This window comes from Lentzea sp. NPDC020367, assembly GCF_044387305.1.
In the GTDB taxonomy this organism is placed as follows: Bacteria; Actinomycetota; Actinomycetes; order Mycobacteriales; family Pseudonocardiaceae; genus Lentzea.
Genome location: NZ_JBIRVV010000006.1, coordinates 148,825 through 165,131 on the forward strand (window position 1 = coordinate 148,825; position 16,307 = coordinate 165,131).

The following is a 16,307-nucleotide window of genomic DNA, read 5'->3' on the forward strand; positions in this document are numbered from 1 at the left end:
CCAGATAAATCTCAGGAATCAGCCACCGTTGACGAACCTGTAAACCTTTGCACCGTGTTTCGGCTTCGCGGTCGTGATCTTGATGACGGCGTCGAACATGGACCGCCCGAGCTCCGCGCGGGCCGCGACGGCCGGGTGCGTGGTGCTGAAGTCCTCGTCGTTCACGGCCTTGTCGCCGGCGAAGGCGCCCGACGCGAACATCGAGTAGATCAGGATCGCCCGGTTGTCCGCGCTGAACATGATCCCGGCCTCGTTGCGGCCGTCCTCGAACCAACCGGCCTTCGTGGCGACGCGCAGACGCTCGTTCGTCGTGAGGTTGAGCCGCACGCCGTCGGTGAAGCTCGCCGTGGCGCGCAGGATGTTCAGCAGGTACGCGGTGGACGCGGCGGACAGCAGCTGACCGTCGACCAGCTTCTGCAGCAACGTGTGCGTCTCACGCGCCGTCGTGGTGCCGAGGAAGAACCGGTTCGGGTTCGCGACCGGGACGACCTGCGTGTGCACGAAGCCCTTGGACCGCAGGATCTCGTTGAGCTCCAACGCCGGCACGACCAGGCCGCACAGGCGGACCGCGGTGTTGTCCGAGACCGTCAGCAGGTTCGCCAGCGCGTGGCCGACGGTGACCTCGCTCGGGTACGCGCCGTCGAGCGCGAAGATGCCGTCGGTGTCCTGGATGACGATGGCGGCCGACACGGTGACCGTCTGGTCGAGCTTGATCAGCCCGCGGTCCACCTTGTCCAGCACGGCGACCGCGACCGCGATCTTGTTGACGCTGTAGGCCTCGACCACCTTGTCGGCGTCCTCGTCGACGGCGGGCTTCGTCGTCCCGTCGAGATCGGCGACCGTGATCAGCGACGACCAGCTGCCCTTCGCCTTGCGGGCCTGCCGCTTGTAGATCTGGGCCACGCGCTTGCGCGACCGGTCGGCCGTCGCCGGAGAGCGTTCGATCTCTACCTCCGCGTCTTCCTGGGCTTGTGCTGCACCGTTGGAGCCGAGCACGGCCGTCGCGGCCGCGACGGTTCCCAGCCCGAACACGGACCTGCGGTTCAAAGTCATGAGCGGTATCAAAACAGGCGGCACTGACGTTTCCCTGACTAGGGTTCCGGATCATGGAAAACGTCTTCGTGGTGACCGGCGCTTCCCGCGGAATCGGGGCGGCGACCGCCGTTCTCGCAGCTCAGGCGGGGTATCGCGTGGTCAGGGCCTCGCGCGGCGCCGAAGAATCTGTCGGAGATCGCGGCTGGGACGCCCGATGCGACGTCTCTTCCTGGGATTCCGTGCAGGATCTCATGTCCCGAGTGGAGTCCCGCTGGGGCCGGATCGACGTTGTATTCGCGAACGCTGGAGTTTCCGTCGACACGTCGTTCGTCTCCGACGCCGGCGCGAAGCCGTCGGAGTGGACCGGCATGGTCGTCACGAACGTCTGCGGGCCCGCCTTCACCGCCCGTGCCGCGATGCCGGCGCTGATCCGCTCCGGCGGCCACTTCGTGATGACGGGGTCCGCCGCCGGTCGTGGCGTGCGTCCTGGCAACCTGTACTCGGCGACGAAGTGGGCGATCACCGGTCTGGCGCAGGCGATCCGCGCCGAAGCGGTGGCCACCGGGGTTAGGGTGACGGTGGTGCAGCCGGGCCTGGTCGACACCGACGCCATTCCGGCGTCGCGTGTGGATGACCCGAAGCTGGCACCGGAAGACGTTGGCAGGGCGGTGCTCTACGCCGTGTCCCAACCGTCCACTGTGGACGTGTACGAGATCCTGCTGCGGCCGACCGGACAGGCTGCGCATCGCTGACGGGGGTACTTCGTTGATCGTGCTCTTCGCTGTCGGAGGCGGTGGCGACCCGGAACGGCACCGCCCGCTCCTGGACCACTTCACCGCTCGGGGTCACCAGGTCATCGCGCCGTCCTTCCCGCGCCTGCACCCGCGGCAGGCGACCTGGGACGACTACCTGGCGCGGCCGTTGGGCCTGGTCGAGGCCCTGCGCGACGTCGGCCCGGACGCCGAGGTGGCTGTGGTCGGCCACTCGATCGGCGCCTGGGCGGGGTTGTGCCTCGCGGGCGCGACGCCGTGGAGCAAGGAACGCGAGCCCCTCGACGTGCCAAGGGATTCGCGCGTCAGCCGCCTGGTGCTCTACACCCCGCCCGCCGGCTGGTTCGCGGCTCCCGGCGCGCTGGACGCGGTGAAGGTGCCGATCCTCGCCTACGTCGGCGAGCTGGACACGTTCGTCCCGGCCTCCGAAGTGGAGGTCCTGAAGACCGCGCCGGCCGAGGTGGACCTGCGGGTCGTGCCGAAGGCGGGCCACTTCAGCTTCGTGCACGTGCCGCCGCCGGGCATGGACGAGGACCCGGAGTTCGACCGCGACCGGTTCCTCGCGCGGATGGTCGACGAGACCTACGAGTTCGTCAGCTCTCGCTGAGCACGTCGGAACATCGCTGTAGGAGCGCGCGCAACTGCGCGCGCTCCTCGGTGCTGAACGCGTCCGCCAGCCTTTGCTCCACCGCCACCGCGGCCCTGTCCGCCTCGTGGAACCTCGCCTGACCCGTCTCGGTCAGCCGGTTCTCCAGGACGTTGCGCTGCCACTGGTGCGATGTGCGCTCCACGAGACCCAGCGCGACCAGGTTCTGCAGGATCGTCGTCATCGTCTGAGGCGTCGTCAGGCACAACCGCGCGAGCGTCGCCGCGGGCGCGCCGGGGTTCTCGCTCAGGGCCAGCAACGCCGAGTACTGCGGCACGGTCAGCCCCGCGGGCTTCACCGCCGCCGACTTCGCGGCCACCAGGTCCTGCTCGGCGCGCTTGATGTCTCCGCCGATCCGATCACCGCTGCGCATCCCCCCATCGTAAGAGTGTGATAAGAGTATGGATGAGTATCAGAGTTCTGATATTCATCAGTGCTCGTACTGGAGGGAAGTCATGCGCGTCCTGCTCACCGTCTTGACGGTGCTGGTGCTGTTCACGGGCACGGCCCAGGCCACGCCGAGACACGTCGAGGCCCGCTCACCGTCGCTGCACCCCGAGGGCGTGGCCTGGGACTCGAGCCGCGGCCAGTTCCTCGTCGGCTCGCTGCGCCACGGCACGGTGTCGCTCGTCGGCACGAACGGCCGGGTCCGCCCGCTCGTCACCGGAACCCACATGGTGTCCACGTTCGGCCTCCAGGTGGACGGCGGCCGCCTGCTCGTCACCTACGGGGACATCGGCCTCGGCGAACGATCGGTGCCGGGCCAGTCCGGTCTTGGCATCTTCGACCTGCGCACCGGCCGCGCGCTGAAGTTCGTCGACGTCCCCGGCGGCGCCAACGACGTCGCGCTCGACCCACTCGGCAACGCCTACGTCACCGGCACGATGGGCGACACGATCTGGAAGGTCGGCCGCGACGGCACCGCGACGCCGTTCGCCCGCGACCCCCGGCTGGGCGGCACGTCGTTCGGCAACAACGGAATCGTCTGGGACCCCAGGGGATTCCTCGTCACCGGCCACTACACGAACGGCACGTTGTTCAAGGTCACGCAGAACCGCGTCGAGGAACTGCCCGCACCGAGGCTGCCGGGCGCGGACGGCCTCACGCTCACCCCGCAGGGCCTGGTCGTCGTGACGAACAGCCTGGCCGCACCGGGCAAGAACGCGGTGACGCTCCTCGACACCCGCACGTGGCAGGTGAAGTCCCAGCGCGACTGGAAGACCGCACCGACCACGGCCGCCCGCACACCGCACGGCACCTACGTGCTCAGTGGCCGCGTCGACCTGCTCGTGAAGGGGGAGACGACGGACGAGTTCAGTCTCGACCGCTAGCCGGGGTCACCCGGCGCCGCTCGCGGTCGATCTCGGTGACGACGGGGTCGACCGCGTCGCCGGCTCGGGCGAGGTCAGGAACGCGTCGAGTTCCGGGTGCTCCTGCGGGTTCACGCGCCGGCGAGGAACTCGACCAGCAGCCGGTTCACCTCGTCCGGCCGCTCCAGGTACCCGACGTGCCCGGCGTCCGCGACCTCGGCGTACCGGGCGCCGGGAATCGCGTCCGCCACCTCGCGAGACAACCGTGGCGGCAGCACGACGTCGTCGGCGAACCCGATCACCAGCGACCGCACCGCGATCGCGCGGTAGGCCTCCAGACGCGTGTCGTACTCGGCCAGGCCGAGCTGGATCCGTTCGCCCGCACCGAGCGACGACCCGGCGAACTCGTACATCTGCAGCCAGTCGCGCGCCACCACGGGGTCGGCCAGCGTCGTCTGCGACAGGTTCCGGACCACCGACGCCACCGAGTAGAACGCCAGCGGGATCTCGACACCCTTGTCGTGCAGGTCGCACAGCGCCTGCGACCACGCCTGCTGCACCGGTTCGGGACGGCCGGCGGTCGCCATCATCACCGCGCTGCGCACGAGTGACGGATGCGCCAGCGCCAGTTCCTGGGTGATGCGCCCGCCCAGCGACGTGCCGATCACGTGCGCCGGACCGCCCAGGTGCTCGATCAGCGCGGCGGTGTCGGCGACCATGTCGTCGAGCGTGAAACCCCCGGCGCACTCCGACGACGGCCTGATGCCGCGGTTGTCGAAGTACGCGACCCGGTAACCGGCCTTGACCAGCGCGGGCACCTGGTAGGAGCGCCAGACCCTGCCGGGACTGCCGGTGCCCATGACGAGCACGACGAGGTCACCGGAACCCTCGGTCTGGACGTTGAGCTCGATGCCGTTGAGCGGGACAAGCGCCATGCGCAAGATCCTAGATAGCTAGAACCGGCACAGGGGCCGAATCACCGCAGCGTGTGAGGGATAACGCGCACACAGCTCGTCCGCGTGCCCGAAGGACACGATGTCATCGGTGTACGGCGGCACCACGACCGTGCCGACCAACGACCAGTCACCGGCCGGAGTGCTGCCCTGCCACACGCCCGCGGGCACCACGACCTGCGGATTCGACTCGCTCAGCACCGGCTCGGTCACCGTGCCGTCCGGGTGCAGCAGCAGCATCCGCAACGGCGACCCGGCGTGGAAGTGGTAGATCTCCAGGTGCTTCAGCACGTGCATGCCGGAGAAGTCCGGGCTGCGCAACAGGTACGCGATCGCGGACACCTCGTCGGACCGGTGCGTCTGCGCGAAGTACCCGCCCTCGACGGGCAGTTCCTGCATGTCCAACGAGGCGATCAACTGCTCTGGGGTCACGTCATCTCCGGAAGCGGGGAACCGTGCACGACGACCATGCCCTTGCCGAGCCGCTTCGCCGTGTACATCGCGGCGTCCGCGGCCCCGAGCACGTCGTCGGCGGTGATCTTGGGATCGTACGAGAACCGTTGCGCCACACCGATGCTGGCGTGCACCCGGTGCACCCGGCCGTGCACCTCGTGCGGATGCCCCAGCGCGTCCAGCAGCCGTGTGCCGATCTCGTCCGCGTCGCCGCCGTCGATCAGCACGCCGAATTCGTCACCACCGAGCCGCGCCACGGTGTCCTCGGGCCGGACGTTGTTCTCCAGCCGTGCGGCGACATTGCGCAGAACGATGTCGCCCTCGGCGTGCCCGTTGTTGTCGTTGACCGCCTTGAAGCCATCCACGTCGATGAACAGCAGGATCAGCGGCTTCGCGCGGTCACGGACCGCGAGCGCGCGCTCCAGCCGTTCGCGGAAGAGCGAGCGGTTCGCGACGCCGGTCAACGGGTCGTGCGTCGCCTCGTGCCGTAGCTCCTCGCGAGAGACGCGGAGCTGGTCCATCAGCCGTACGTTGTCCATCATCGTGAGCAGCTGACGCACGATCACGAGACACACGACCAGAAGCCCGACGTAGATCTCGACCGGGTTGAGACGGCCGCCCGTCGCGGTGTTCCAGATGACGAACAGGCCGGTGATCGCGAGCGGCAGGTACGGCACGAGCAGGTGCAGCAGGTCGGCCGTGCGCATGCGGCCAGAGGTGGGTTCGAGGTTGCGGGCCGGTGCCAGCGCGCTCAGCAGGAAGAACGCCGGGCACAGCATGAAACCGATGTCCGCGGCCGCCGGGATCGCCGTGTTGCCCTTGGAGATGTAGAACGCGAACACCCAGCCCGACGACGACTGCGCGATACCGGCCAGTGCGACGAAAAGCATCGGCCACTGACGCACGGCCTGATGCGTCCACGACATCACCACGATCGCCACGAGCAGCACGAGGTACGCGGCGGGATGCGCGATGACGGTGGCGAACCCGGGACCTTCGGTCGCCCACGCCCTGGTCAGAGACTCCAGCGCCGACACCCACGTCAGCACGAACAGCGACCCGATCACGATCAGCCCGTCGAGCACGAGAACCGTGCGGCTGCGGTAGTTCGGCAACAGGTCGTCGGAACGGCGTTTCTGCGCCTTCGCGATCACGGCGGCCAGGCACAGCACCGGCACCATCGTGAACCCGATCGGCGCGATCGTCGACGACGGCAGTTGCACGCCCATGATCTGCTGGCCCCAGATCCACGCGGACAACCCGACGCTGAGGCTGATCATCGCCGCCGTCATCCAGCGGTCACGTGCTCGCGCGTAGACGACCAACGCCGCGATGGCGAACACCAGCTGCACGAGCTTGTCGATTGCGATACCGATATCGCGCGGCGCGGCGAGGGCGGTGAGGATGGCGATCGCGATGAAAGTGCCGACGCACCCCGCGATGATCCAGAACCTCTTCACCGTGACTCCCGATGATCGAAACCCGACCACCGTAGTAACGGCGGTGTGGACTTGTCGAACCGCGTCAGCCCGTGTCGGTGCAAGTCCCCTATCGGTGCACCGGATATGGTTCGAACTGTTGTTCGTTCAGCGATCCGGGGAGCTGTTGTGCGGGTGTTCGGGGTCGACCCCGGTCTGACCAGGTGCGGCTTCGGCGTCGTCGACGGCGGACCAGGCCGAGTCGTGCGCGCCGTGGCCGTCGATGTCCTGCGCACGCCCGTTGACGCTCCGCTGTCCGTGCGCCTTCATGAGCTGTACGACGGCGTCTGCGTGTGGCTGGACCGTTACGAACCTCAGGTCGTCGCCATCGAACGCGTCTTCGCGCAACACAACGTCAGCACCGCGATGGGGGTCGCGCAGGCGTCGGGCGTCGTCGCTTTGGCTGCCGCGCAACGGAACCTGCCGGTCGAGTTCCACACGCCTTCCGAGGTGAAGGCCGCCGTCACGGGCTCTGGCCGCGCGGACAAGGCGCAGGTGACCGCCATGGTGACCAAGCTGCTCGGCCTGAAGGTCGCGCCGAAGCCGGCCGACGCGGCGGACGCGCTGGCCCTCGCGATCTGCCACCACTGGCGCGCGCCGATGCGCAACAGGCTGGAAGAGGCGCAGGCCCGCGCGGCGGAACTCGCCCGCGTGCACAGGGCGAAGCTGGCCGAAGCAGCCAAGCGAACTAACTAAGGTCCAGCAAGTGAAGTCCGGAGGAACCAGGTGATCTCGTCACTGCGCGGCCAGGTGCAGCACGTCGGCCTCGACCACGCCGTCGTCGAGGTGGGCGGCGTCGGGTTCGCCGTCCAGATGACGCCGACCACGCTCGCCACCCTGCGCCGCGGCGAGGAGGCGAGCCTCGCCACCACCCTGATCGTCCGCGAGGACAGCCTCACCCTGTTCGGGTTCGCCGACGCCGAGGCCCGCGAGCTGTTCAGCCTGCTCCAGACGGTCAGCGGCATCGGCCCGCGGATCGCACTGGCCACCCTCGCGGTCCTGGAGCCGGACAAGCTCCGTCACGCGCTCGCCGAGGGCAACATCACCGTGCTCACGCAGGTCCCGGGCATCGGCAAGAAGGGCGCGGAACGCCTCATCATCGAGCTGCGCGACAAGGTCGGCCAGCTCTCCGCACCCACGACGCCCGCGCACAGCCAGACGCGTGACCACGTCGTGGAGGCGCTCCTCGGCCTCGGCTTCCCGGCCAAGTCGGCCGAGACCACGGTCGACAACGTCCTCGCCGCGAACCCCGACCAGTCCACGTCGGCCGTCCTGCGCCGTGCGCTCGCGACCCTGGGGCGCAAGTGACCGAGGACGAGCTCAGCCCGTACGTCGCCCCCGCCGAACGCGACCTCGAGACCAGCCTCCGCCCGGCCGACCTGCACGAGTTCGTCGGCCAGCAGCGCGTCCGCGAGCAGCTCGAACTGGTCCTGCACGGCGCGATGCGCCGGGGGACGGCCCCGGACCACGTCCTGCTCAGCGGCCCTCCCGGCCTGGGCAAGACCTCGCTGGCCATGATCATCGCCAAGGAGCTCGGCGCCGCCATCCGCATCACCAGCGGCCCCGCCCTGGAACGCGCCGGCGACCTGGCCTCGATGCTGTCGAACCTCGTCGAGGGCGACGTCCTCTTCATCGACGAGATCCACCGCATGGCGAGGCCCGCGGAGGAGATGCTGTACCTCGCGATGGAGGACTTCCGCGTCGACGTGATGGTCGGCAAGGGCCCCGGAGCGACCAGCATCCCGCTCGACATCGCGCCGTTCACGCTGGTGGGAGCCACCACCAGGTCCGGTGCGCTCACCGGACCGCTGCGCGACCGCTTCGGCTTCACCGGGCACATGGAGTTCTACACGCCGGAAGAGCTCGACCTCATCGTGAAGCGCAGCGCGAAGATCCTCGGCGTCGACCTCGCCGAGGACGCCGCCATCGAGATCGCCGGTCGCTCCCGCGGCACCCCCCGCATCGCGAACCGCCTGCTGCGCCGGGTGCGCGACTTCGCCGAGGTCAGGGCCGACGGAAAGGTGACGGAGGACATCGCCAAGCAGGCCCTGGTGGTCTACGACGTCGACGAACTGGGCCTCGACCGGCTCGACCGCGCGGTGCTGAACGCCCTGGTCAAGAGCTTCAACGGCGGCCCCGTCGGCGTCGCCACCCTCGCGGTCGCGGTCGGTGAGGAACCGACCACCGTGGAAGAGGTGTGCGAACCGTATTTGGTGCGGGCTGGCATGCTGGCCCGGACACCGCGCGGCCGAGTGGCGACGCCCGCCGCGTGGTACCACCTGGGGCTCGAACCGCCCGCCGGTGATCAACTGTGGTGACCTGGCACAATCGGTGAAAGCACCTGGACATATCGGACGTGCGTCGAGGCATGTCCACCTGATCGGAGAATGATGGGCAACCTTTCGTCTTTGATGTTCCCGTTGCTTCTGGTTCTGCTGGCGGTGCCGCTGTTCCTCAGCGCGCGCAAGCAGAAGCGGGCGATGGCCGAGCAGAAGAACCTGCAGGACTCGCTCGCCCCCGGCGACAAGGTGATGACGACGTCCGGCCTGTACGGCACCGTTGCCGACGCGAGCCACGACACCACCATCGACATCGAGATCTCCGAGGGTGTCGTCACGCGCTGGCTGCGTGCCGCCATTCGCGAGAAGGTCGCCGAGACCGACGAGTTCGTGGCCGAGGAGAAGACCGACGACGTCGAGGAAGAGGTGCCCGCGACCACCGCACAGGTCGCCGAGCCCCTGGACCACGGCGCCAAGAAGTAACCAACAAGCTCGTGACACCTGGAGTTGGCAACTGTGAACACCGCCAACTCCAGGTAGTGACGCGCAGCTCACGCGGCGCGCGTTACGCTGCGCGCTCGGAAACCATAGCTACTAGGAGACGGACGGATCGTGGCACCTCCGGCCGGGCAAATTCGCCCTGCGAAGTATCTGGCGAGTTTTGTCCTCATCGTGGTCGCGCTCTACGCCCTGGTGTTTCTCACCGGGAACGGTTCGGCCAAACCCAAGCTCGGAATCGACCTCCAGGGCGGCACCCTCGTCACCCTGACAGCTCGGCAGGAAGACGGCGCACAGCCGAGCGAGGAAGCGCTCAACCGGGCACGTGACCTCATCGAGGTCCGCGTGAACGGTCTCGGCGTCTCCGGTGCCGAGGTCGTGCGAGACGGCAACAACCTGGTGATCACGGTCCCGGGCGCGGACAGCGAAGGCGCGAAGGGCCTCGGCCAGACCGCTCGCCTCGCGTTCCGCAAGGTCATCGGCCAGCCGGTGCCCGCGGGCGCCGTGCCGCAGACCCAGACGAGCACGCCGCCGTCCGGCAGCGCGAGCACGCCTCCGTCGACGCCGCCGAGCCAGAGCGCCGGCAGCCCGCCGCCGTCGAGCGGTGCTCCGCAGGGCCGCCCCGCGCCGAACCTGGCCGCGCAGCCGTCCAGCACTCCGCCGTCGAGCAGCACCGCGCCGTCCAGCAGCGCGCCTTCGAGCACTCCGTCCGCTCCCTCCAACGTCGACCCGAAGGTCGCGAAGGAGATCCAGGACGCGAAGGCCCTCCGCCAGGCGACCGACCCGCAGATCCTGCAGCAGGCCGCGATCATGCTCGACTGCTCGCAGCCCGACCCGCTGCGCGGCAACGACGACCTGGACAAGCCCCTCGTCACCTGTGACGAGAAGGGCGAGTTCAAGTACACGCTGGCCCCGGTCAACCCTCCCAAGGAGGACACCGAGACCAAGGCGGACGACTACACGAACTACTCCCGCCTGACCGGTGAGGACATCAGCAACGCCGCGGCGAACAACAACCCGAACGGCACCGGCTACGTCGTCAACCTGGACTTCAAGTCCGAGGGCGGCACCAAGTGGGGCGCGTTCACCGCGGCCAACGTCCAGCAGGCCGTCGCGGTCGTGCTCGACGGCGAGGTCATGTCCGCGCCGACCATCCAGTCGGCCATCGCGGGCGGTTCGACCGAGATCAGCGGCAAGTTCACGCTGAAGGAAGCCCAGAACCTCGCGAACACGCTGAAGTACGGCGCGCTGCCGCTGTCCTTCGACTCGTCCGAGGCGCAGACGATCTCCCCGACGCTCGGCCTGCAGTCGCTCAAGGCGGGTCTCATCGCCGGCGGCATCGGCCTCGCGCTGGTCTTCGTCTACTGCCTGTTCTACTACCGCCTGCTCGGCATCCTGACGATCCTGTCGCTGGTCCTGTCCGCGGTCGTCATCTACGCGGTGCTGGTCCTGCTGGGCCGCCTGATCGGCTTCACGCTCGACCTGGCCGGTATCGCCGGATTCATCGTCGCCATCGGTATCACGGCGGACTCGTTCATCGTCTTCTTCGAACGACTCAAAGACGAGGTGCGTGAGGGCCGCACGTTCCGTTCGGCCGTGCCACGCGCATGGGTCCGTTCGCGCCGCACGATCCTCTCCGCCGACGCGGTCAGCTTCATCGCCGCCGCCGTGCTGTACATCATCGCGGTCGGCCAGGTGAAGGGCTTCGCGTTCACCCTGGGCATGTCGACGGTCCTCGACCTCGTGGTCGTGTTCCTCGTGACGCACCCGCTGGTCGCGATCGCGTCGAAGTCCAAGCTCCTCTCCAACTCGAGCCTGTCGGGCCTGGGAGGTGCGGCCCGCGAGGGCGCCTCGCACCGCGCCACCTCGACCGGCAAGACGACCGCCGTGAAGGAGGCCTGACATGAGCAGCGTGTTCTCACGCCTCTACGTGGGCAACGGCGCCTTCGACATCGTCGGCAAGCGCGTCCGCTGGTACATCACCTCCGCCATCATCCTGCTGATCTGCATCGGCTCGATGGTGTTCAACGGCTTCAACCTCGGCATCGACTTCGAGGGTGGCACGAAGATCTCGATGCCGTCGGTGTCGGCCAGCGGCCAGACCATCACGACGGGCACCGTCGAGGACGTCTACTCGAAGGCCCTGCCCGGCAAGAAGCCGAACGCCGTGCAGGCCGTCGGCTCCGGTGCCAGCGCGACGATCCAGCTCAAGTCGCCCGCGCTGAACATCGCGGAGGTCGCGACCCTCAAGACGGCTCTCGCGAAGGACACCAACCCGCAGGGCGGCCAGACGGCGATCTCCGACAGCGCCGTCTCCGCGTCCTGGGGCGGTGAGATCAGCGGCAAGGCCCTGTGGGCCCTGTTCTGGTTCTTCATCGCCGTGACGGTCTTCCTGGTGTTCTACTTCGAGTGGCAGATGGCCGTCGGCGCGCTCGTCGCCGTGTTCCACGACGTCATCATCACCGCCGGCGTGTACTCGATCATCGGCTTCGAGGTGACGCCGGCGACGGTGATCGGTCTGCTCACCATCCTCGGCTTCTCCCTGTACGACACGGTCGTCGTGTTCGACAAGGTCAAGGAGAACACCCGAGGCCTGCTGGGCCTGACCCGCCGCACGTACGCCGAGGCGTCGAACCTGGCGCTGAACCAGACCCTGATGCGCTCGATCAACACCTCGCTGATCGCGCTGCTCCCGGTCATCGGCCTGCTGGTCGTCGGCGTCGGCATCCTGGGCGTCGGCACCCTGCAGGACCTCGCGCTCGTGCAGCTCGTCGGCATGTTCATCGGCGCCCTGTCCTCGATCTTCCTCGCCACCCCGGTGCTGGTGGACCTGAAGATGCGCGACCCGAAGTTCATCGCGCAGGCCAAGCGCGTGGCCACCCGCCGCGCCAAGGCCACGGGCCCGCAGGTCGCCGAGGGCATCGAGTCGGTCGACGACGACGCCCTCAACGCCGACCTGCGCAAGGAAGAGGCGTACGCCGCCGCTGCCTCGGTGCCTCACCGCACCGCCAAGGCAGGCGACGCCCGCCGCCGTCCGACCGGAAAGCGTCAGCGTTGAAATTGGATCGTGCTCTGGGACTGATGCGTGAAGTCCCGGACTTCCCCAAGCCAGGGGTCGTCTTCCGGGACTTCACGCCGGTTCTCACCGACCCGGACGCCCTGCGCGCCGTCGTCGACGCCCTCCAGGACAAGATCGACGACAGCACCCAGGTGATCGCCGCCATCGAGTCGCGCGGCTTCCTCCTGGGTGCTGCTCTGGGTTACGGCTGGCGCTACGGCGTCGTGCCGCTGCGCAAGCCGGGCAAGCTTCCCGTGGTCGCTGACTCGGAGTCGTACGAGTTGGAGTACGGCTCGGCGTCTCTGGAGCTGCCTGCCGACGCGATCCTGCCTGGGCAGCGTGTCGTGGTGGTGGACGACGTTCTGGCCACCGGTGGGACCGCTGAGGCCGCGTGTGCGTTGGTCGAACGGGCCGGTGGGATCGTGACCGGCGTGTCCGTGGTTCTGGAGATCACCGCTCTGGGCGGCCGTTCGCGGCTCGCTGGGCGCGAGGTCAGCGCGTTGATGGCTGTGTAGAAGGACTTTCGTGCTTAGGGGGACCGGTGACGTTGTCGCCGGTCCCTTTTGCATGTCAGCCTTCGGCCGGCACCACGAACCTGTACGCGACGACGACCGTGATCGCCCACAGGAAGTAGAAGATCGGCAAGCCCAGCAGGATCAGGCGCCAGGCCTTCATGTCGCCGTGTCCGACCCGCATCAGGGCTGCTGAGGCGCCCAGCCAGGGGACGACGCCCAGCGTCGCCGCGCGGAGTGCCTCGCTGCCGCCGTTGGTGACCAGGTTGAGCAGGACGATCGCGGCGTACCAGATGCCCGCGAACGCCAGGCAGTGCCAGATCGGGCGGTGCTCGTGCATGCGCTCAGTTTTTCAGCCTGGCGGCTTCAGGCGATCGGCGGTGGGGCCACGAAGGCGGCGCCGATGCTCACGAAGACCAGCGTGACGAGCGATGCCGGTGCTGTCACGACCGCGATCTCCCACAGTTTTGGGGACTTTGCTCGGCGTAGCACGAGCCAGCTCAGTGCTGTTGCCACCAGCCAGCCGACCGTTGAGCCGATGATCGACCGCTGGTCGATGTAGCTGGGGTCGTCGAGGGCCAGGTACGCCATCGTGCCGAGCCACACGAACGTCATCGTGGCGCACCAGATCAGAGTCCTCACCTCGTCGAGTGTTCCAGGAGGGCACGGCTGCGCCGAACCGGCACATGCCCTCCTTCGTCGGGCGTGTGCCGGACTGCATTTCTGTGGTTTGTTTTTGGTGGTGGTTGCGGGGCGTGGTTGGTGTGCTTTGTTCGCGTTTCTGTGCGTGCGTGGTTGCTAGTGGTTGCGTTGCGTCTAGAGAGATGTGCACTAACGGAACCTATGACCGTTGGCTAGTGTGTTCACCCGAACGTGTGGCTGCTGACGTGCTTTTATGTCGTGATCTTGCGGTAGTGTCGAACGCATGAGCGAACGAGACTTCCGCCTTCTGTCCACCGACGAACTGCTTGCCGCAGTCGTCGGAGACGTGGTGGAAATTCGCGTTCTTGAGAATGTGATGATGCAGAAGATCGCCGAGTTGGAGCGGCGTGGTGCGGCGACCGAGCTGGGGTACAGGAATGTGGCGCACGTGTTGCGTCATGCCGTGCGGTGGGACTTGAAGACCGCGCGTCAGTGGGTCGCCCGAGCCGAGTCGCTGGCCCATCAGCTCACGCCGACGGGCTCGCTCCTGGAGCCGGAGTTGCCGGTCACCGCCGCCGTGGTGGCGGAAGGTGCGTTGTCCGGGGAGCACATCTCGGCGGTGGCCGAGGTGATGAAGGACCTGCCGCCTGAGGCAGAGGGGCCTGTGGTGGAGTTCGCGCAGGCCCACGAACCCAGCGCGGTGCGTTCGTTCGGCAAGGAGCTGGCGTACCGGCTCTACCAGCAGGACGCGGAGCCGGGTGAGGTCGAGCCGGCGCCGCCCGTCAACCGGTTGCGAATGGAGTGGAAGGGCGACCAGCTGGAGGTGTCGGCGAAGCTGGACAAGATCGCCGGCGTCAAGTTCGAGGCGATGATCGACCCGCTGGCCAAGCCCCGCCCCACCACCCCGGATGAAGGCCCGGACCCCCGCACGCGCGCCGAACGCGAGGGTGACGCCTTCGCCGACCTGATCGACCTGATGCTGCGTGCCGACCGCCTCCCCGAACACGGCGGCGAGCCGGTCACGCTCACCCTGACGATGGCCTACCGCGACCTGGCCGAGCAGACCGGCTTCGCCACCCTGGACACCCGCGAGCGCATGCAGGCCAAGCTGGTCCGCCGCCTGGCCTGCAACGCCGGCGTCATCCCGGTGGTGCTGGGCGGCCGGTCCGAGCACGTCGACATCGGCCGCAAGACCCGCACCTTCCCGGCTTCGATCCGCCGCCTCCTGGTCGCCAGAGACCAGGGCTGTTCCTTCCCGGGCTGCGACCGCCCGCCCAAGCACTGCGACGCCCACCACATCAGATTCTGGTCAGAGGGCGGCGGCACCTCGGTCCAGAACGCGGCCCTGCTGTGCCGCCACCACCACACCCTGATCCACCAAAGCGAATGGGAGGTAAGGCTCCTCAATGGCACCCCCACGTTCACCCCGCCGGCCTGGCTCGACCCCACCCGCACCCCCAGAACGAACACCCGCCCCGACCGCCGCCAAGTCGCTTAGCGGCACCAGCGCGCAAGCAACCGTTTTCACCCGAATGAGCAGGTTCGTGGAGGAGGGTCAATGCCTACCGTCGGACGAATGACCGCGATCACCTCCACCGCCTACAGCCGCGACCTGGGCGACGAACTGCGCCGCCTGCGCGAGAAGCACACCAGGCTGACGGGCTTCGGCTTCGCCGAACAACTCGGCTGGGACCCGAGCAAGGTCTCCAACATCGAAAACGGCAAAGCCCGAGCGAGCGAGATCGACCTCGTCCAGTACCTGATGACGTGCGGCCGGGACAGCAACTACTTCGAGGCCTTCCGAGCCCGCTACCGCTACGCCTTCGACCCGTATGTCGTGCTGGTGCCCGACAACATCCGCACCCTCGCGATGACCGAAGCGAGGGCGAAGAAGATCACCAGCTACGACGTGCACACCATTCCGGGCCTCATCCAGATTCCGCAGTACGCGCGAGCGCTGTTCGTCGACGGTGGTCGCGTCACCCCGGCAGAGATCGAAAAGGCTGTCCAGTTGCGTACCGAGCGCCAAACGATCATGAGGCGTCAGGCTCCTCCGGAGTGCCTCTTCTACGTGCACGAACTCGCATTGCAACTGAGGGTCGGCGATGACCAGGTCATGGAAGAGCAGTACCTGCGCTTGCTCTTCCACACGCACATCCTGCGGATCGTGCCGATGTCGGCGGGCACCGCTCCGGTGAGGCAATCGGCGCGCATGCTATTCAGCTTCGAGAAGCACCCTCCAGTGGCATACAGCGAGAACGGGCTCGGCCAGGTGTTCGCGCACGATGGTGATGCCATCCGGGGCAGCCGTGAGTTCTTTAAGTGGCTGGAAGAGCACGCTTTGGATGAGGGACAATCGCGGAGCCTGCTGGCGAACTACGTCAGCGGACTGCGAGAGGACTCTCATGACCGGCGAGCGGACCTGGCGTAAGAGCACCTACAGCGGAGAAATGGCGAGTGGCTCGTGCGTTGAAGTGTCACTCGACCGGCACTGGCGTAAGAGCTCCTACAGCAACGACACGATCGAGAGCGCCTGTGTCGAGGTGTCGCTACGCCAAGCCGCTCTCGTGCGGGACTCCAAGGCCTCGGGCGGCGCTGTTCTCGCCTTCTCGCTCTCCGCCTGGCGGGCGTTCGTGGCGCAGGCGCGGGTCTAGCCGCTGTGCAACTGAGCGG

20 protein-coding genes are annotated in these 16,307 nt (G+C 67.9%); 13 read left to right on the forward strand and 7 right to left on the reverse strand.

Translation table 11 applies throughout. The features are described from left to right. Window positions 1–18: 18 nt before the first annotated feature. Entirely contained in the window at window positions 19–1,053 is a 1,035-nt protein-coding gene (locus tag ACH413_RS25850) for a serine hydrolase (RefSeq protein ID WP_360032096.1), read from the reverse strand. Window positions 1,054–1,103: 50 nt separating this feature from the next. Here ACH413_RS25850 and ACH413_RS25855 point away from each other — a divergent pair, with 50 nt between their 5' ends. Beyond that, complete coding sequence (locus tag ACH413_RS25855) at window positions 1,104–1,787, forward strand: SDR family NAD(P)-dependent oxidoreductase (RefSeq protein ID WP_360032526.1); 684 nt, start codon at window positions 1,104–1,106, stop codon at window positions 1,785–1,787. A gap of 19 nt (window positions 1,788–1,806) precedes the next feature. Continuing rightward, the gene (locus ACH413_RS25860) at window positions 1,807–2,412 is read left to right on the forward strand and encodes an alpha/beta fold hydrolase (protein WP_360032093.1); all 606 of its coding nucleotides are present in this window, start codon (window positions 1,807–1,809) and stop codon (window positions 2,410–2,412) included. On the opposite strand, the gene ACH413_RS25865 is transcribed toward ACH413_RS25860, so the two are convergent. After that, on the reverse strand, window positions 2,399–2,824 hold the full coding sequence (locus ACH413_RS25865) for a MarR family transcriptional regulator (protein ID WP_360032090.1): 426 nt from the start codon (window positions 2,822–2,824) through the stop codon (window positions 2,399–2,401). The genes ACH413_RS25860 and ACH413_RS25865 overlap by 14 nt on opposite strands. A gap of 82 nt (window positions 2,825–2,906) precedes the next feature. Between ACH413_RS25865 and ACH413_RS25870 the strand changes: the two genes are divergently transcribed. Beyond that, entirely contained in the window at window positions 2,907–3,782 is an 876-nt protein-coding gene (locus tag ACH413_RS25870) for a hypothetical protein (RefSeq protein ID WP_360032088.1), read from the forward strand. 110 nt (window positions 3,783–3,892) lie between these two features. On the opposite strand, the gene ACH413_RS25875 is transcribed toward ACH413_RS25870, so the two are convergent. From ACH413_RS25875 to ACH413_RS25885, 3 genes are read right to left on the reverse strand one after another with little or no spacing between them, the layout of a single operon-like run. Further along, a complete protein-coding gene (locus ACH413_RS25875) occupies window positions 3,893–4,696 on the reverse strand; it encodes an alpha/beta fold hydrolase (RefSeq protein ID WP_360032085.1) in 804 nt (267 codons plus the stop codon). An 18-nt stretch (window positions 4,697–4,714) separates the two neighbouring features. Then, window positions 4,715–5,146 carry a cupin domain-containing protein gene (locus ACH413_RS25880; protein ID WP_360032082.1) on the reverse strand — a complete coding sequence of 144 codons (432 nt, stop codon included), beginning with the start codon at window positions 5,144–5,146 and terminating at the stop codon, window positions 4,715–4,717. Continuing rightward, window positions 5,143–6,627: a GGDEF domain-containing protein gene (locus ACH413_RS25885; RefSeq protein WP_360032079.1), complete on the reverse strand. Its 1,485-nt coding sequence runs from the start codon at window positions 6,625–6,627 to the stop codon at window positions 5,143–5,145. Before ACH413_RS25885 ends, ACH413_RS25880 begins: the two co-directional genes overlap by 4 nt. Before the next feature lie 147 nt (window positions 6,628–6,774). Here ACH413_RS25885 and ruvC point away from each other — a divergent pair, with 147 nt between their 5' ends. The 7 genes from ruvC to ACH413_RS25920 all read left to right on the forward strand — a co-directional run bounded on the left by ruvC (window position 6,775) and on the right by ACH413_RS25920 (window position 12,995). Next, a complete protein-coding gene (ruvC, locus tag ACH413_RS25890) occupies window positions 6,775–7,341 on the forward strand; it encodes a crossover junction endodeoxyribonuclease RuvC (protein ID WP_360032076.1) in 567 nt (188 codons plus the stop codon). Window positions 7,342–7,371: 30 nt separating this feature from the next. Then, entirely contained in the window at window positions 7,372–7,953 is a 582-nt protein-coding gene (gene ruvA / locus ACH413_RS25895) for a Holliday junction branch migration protein RuvA (protein WP_360032073.1), read from the forward strand. Next, a complete protein-coding gene (gene ruvB, locus ACH413_RS25900; protein ID WP_360032070.1) occupies window positions 7,950–8,963 on the forward strand; it encodes a Holliday junction branch migration DNA helicase RuvB in 1,014 nt (337 codons plus the stop codon). Before ruvA ends, ruvB begins: the two co-directional genes overlap by 4 nt. Before the next feature lie 93 nt (window positions 8,964–9,056). Next, complete coding sequence (gene yajC, locus ACH413_RS25905) at window positions 9,057–9,407, forward strand: preprotein translocase subunit YajC (protein ID WP_360032067.1); 351 nt, start codon at window positions 9,057–9,059, stop codon at window positions 9,405–9,407. A gap of 129 nt (window positions 9,408–9,536) precedes the next feature. Next, complete coding sequence (gene secD, locus ACH413_RS25910; protein ID WP_360032064.1) at window positions 9,537–11,324, forward strand: protein translocase subunit SecD; 1,788 nt, start codon at window positions 9,537–9,539, stop codon at window positions 11,322–11,324. Window position 11,325: 1 nt separating this feature from the next. Next, a complete protein-coding gene (gene secF, locus ACH413_RS25915; RefSeq protein WP_360032061.1) occupies window positions 11,326–12,480 on the forward strand; it encodes a protein translocase subunit SecF in 1,155 nt (384 codons plus the stop codon). Between the two features lie 23 nt (window positions 12,481–12,503). Then, window positions 12,504–12,995, forward strand: a complete 492-nt coding sequence (locus ACH413_RS25920) for an adenine phosphoribosyltransferase (protein ID WP_360032058.1) — start codon at window positions 12,504–12,506, stop codon at window positions 12,993–12,995. A 55-nt stretch (window positions 12,996–13,050) separates the two neighbouring features. Here the strand turns inward: ACH413_RS25920 and ACH413_RS25925 are convergent, their stop codons facing one another. Together ACH413_RS25925 and ACH413_RS25930 are read right to left on the reverse strand one after the other, a co-directional pair. Next, complete coding sequence (locus ACH413_RS25925; RefSeq protein ID WP_360032055.1) at window positions 13,051–13,332, reverse strand: hypothetical protein; 282 nt, start codon at window positions 13,330–13,332, stop codon at window positions 13,051–13,053. A 26-nt stretch (window positions 13,333–13,358) separates the two neighbouring features. After that, on the reverse strand, window positions 13,359–13,634 hold the full coding sequence (locus ACH413_RS25930) for a hypothetical protein (RefSeq protein WP_360032052.1): 276 nt from the start codon (window positions 13,632–13,634) through the stop codon (window positions 13,359–13,361). 283 nt (window positions 13,635–13,917) lie between these two features. Between ACH413_RS25930 and ACH413_RS25935 the strand changes: the two genes are divergently transcribed. The 3 genes from ACH413_RS25935 (at window position 13,918) to ACH413_RS25945 (ending at window position 16,288) form a co-directional block, all read left to right on the forward strand. Continuing rightward, window positions 13,918–15,132, forward strand: a complete 1,215-nt coding sequence (locus ACH413_RS25935; RefSeq protein ID WP_360032049.1) for a DUF222 domain-containing protein — start codon at window positions 13,918–13,920, stop codon at window positions 15,130–15,132. Between the two features lie 78 nt (window positions 15,133–15,210). Next, window positions 15,211–16,065: a helix-turn-helix transcriptional regulator gene (locus tag ACH413_RS25940; protein WP_360032046.1), complete on the forward strand. Its 855-nt coding sequence runs from the start codon at window positions 15,211–15,213 to the stop codon at window positions 16,063–16,065. Next, entirely contained in the window at window positions 16,040–16,288 is a 249-nt protein-coding gene (locus ACH413_RS25945) for a DUF397 domain-containing protein (RefSeq protein ID WP_360032043.1), read from the forward strand. The genes ACH413_RS25940 and ACH413_RS25945 overlap by 26 nt, the downstream gene beginning before the upstream one ends. Window positions 16,289–16,307: the final 19 nt, after the last annotated feature.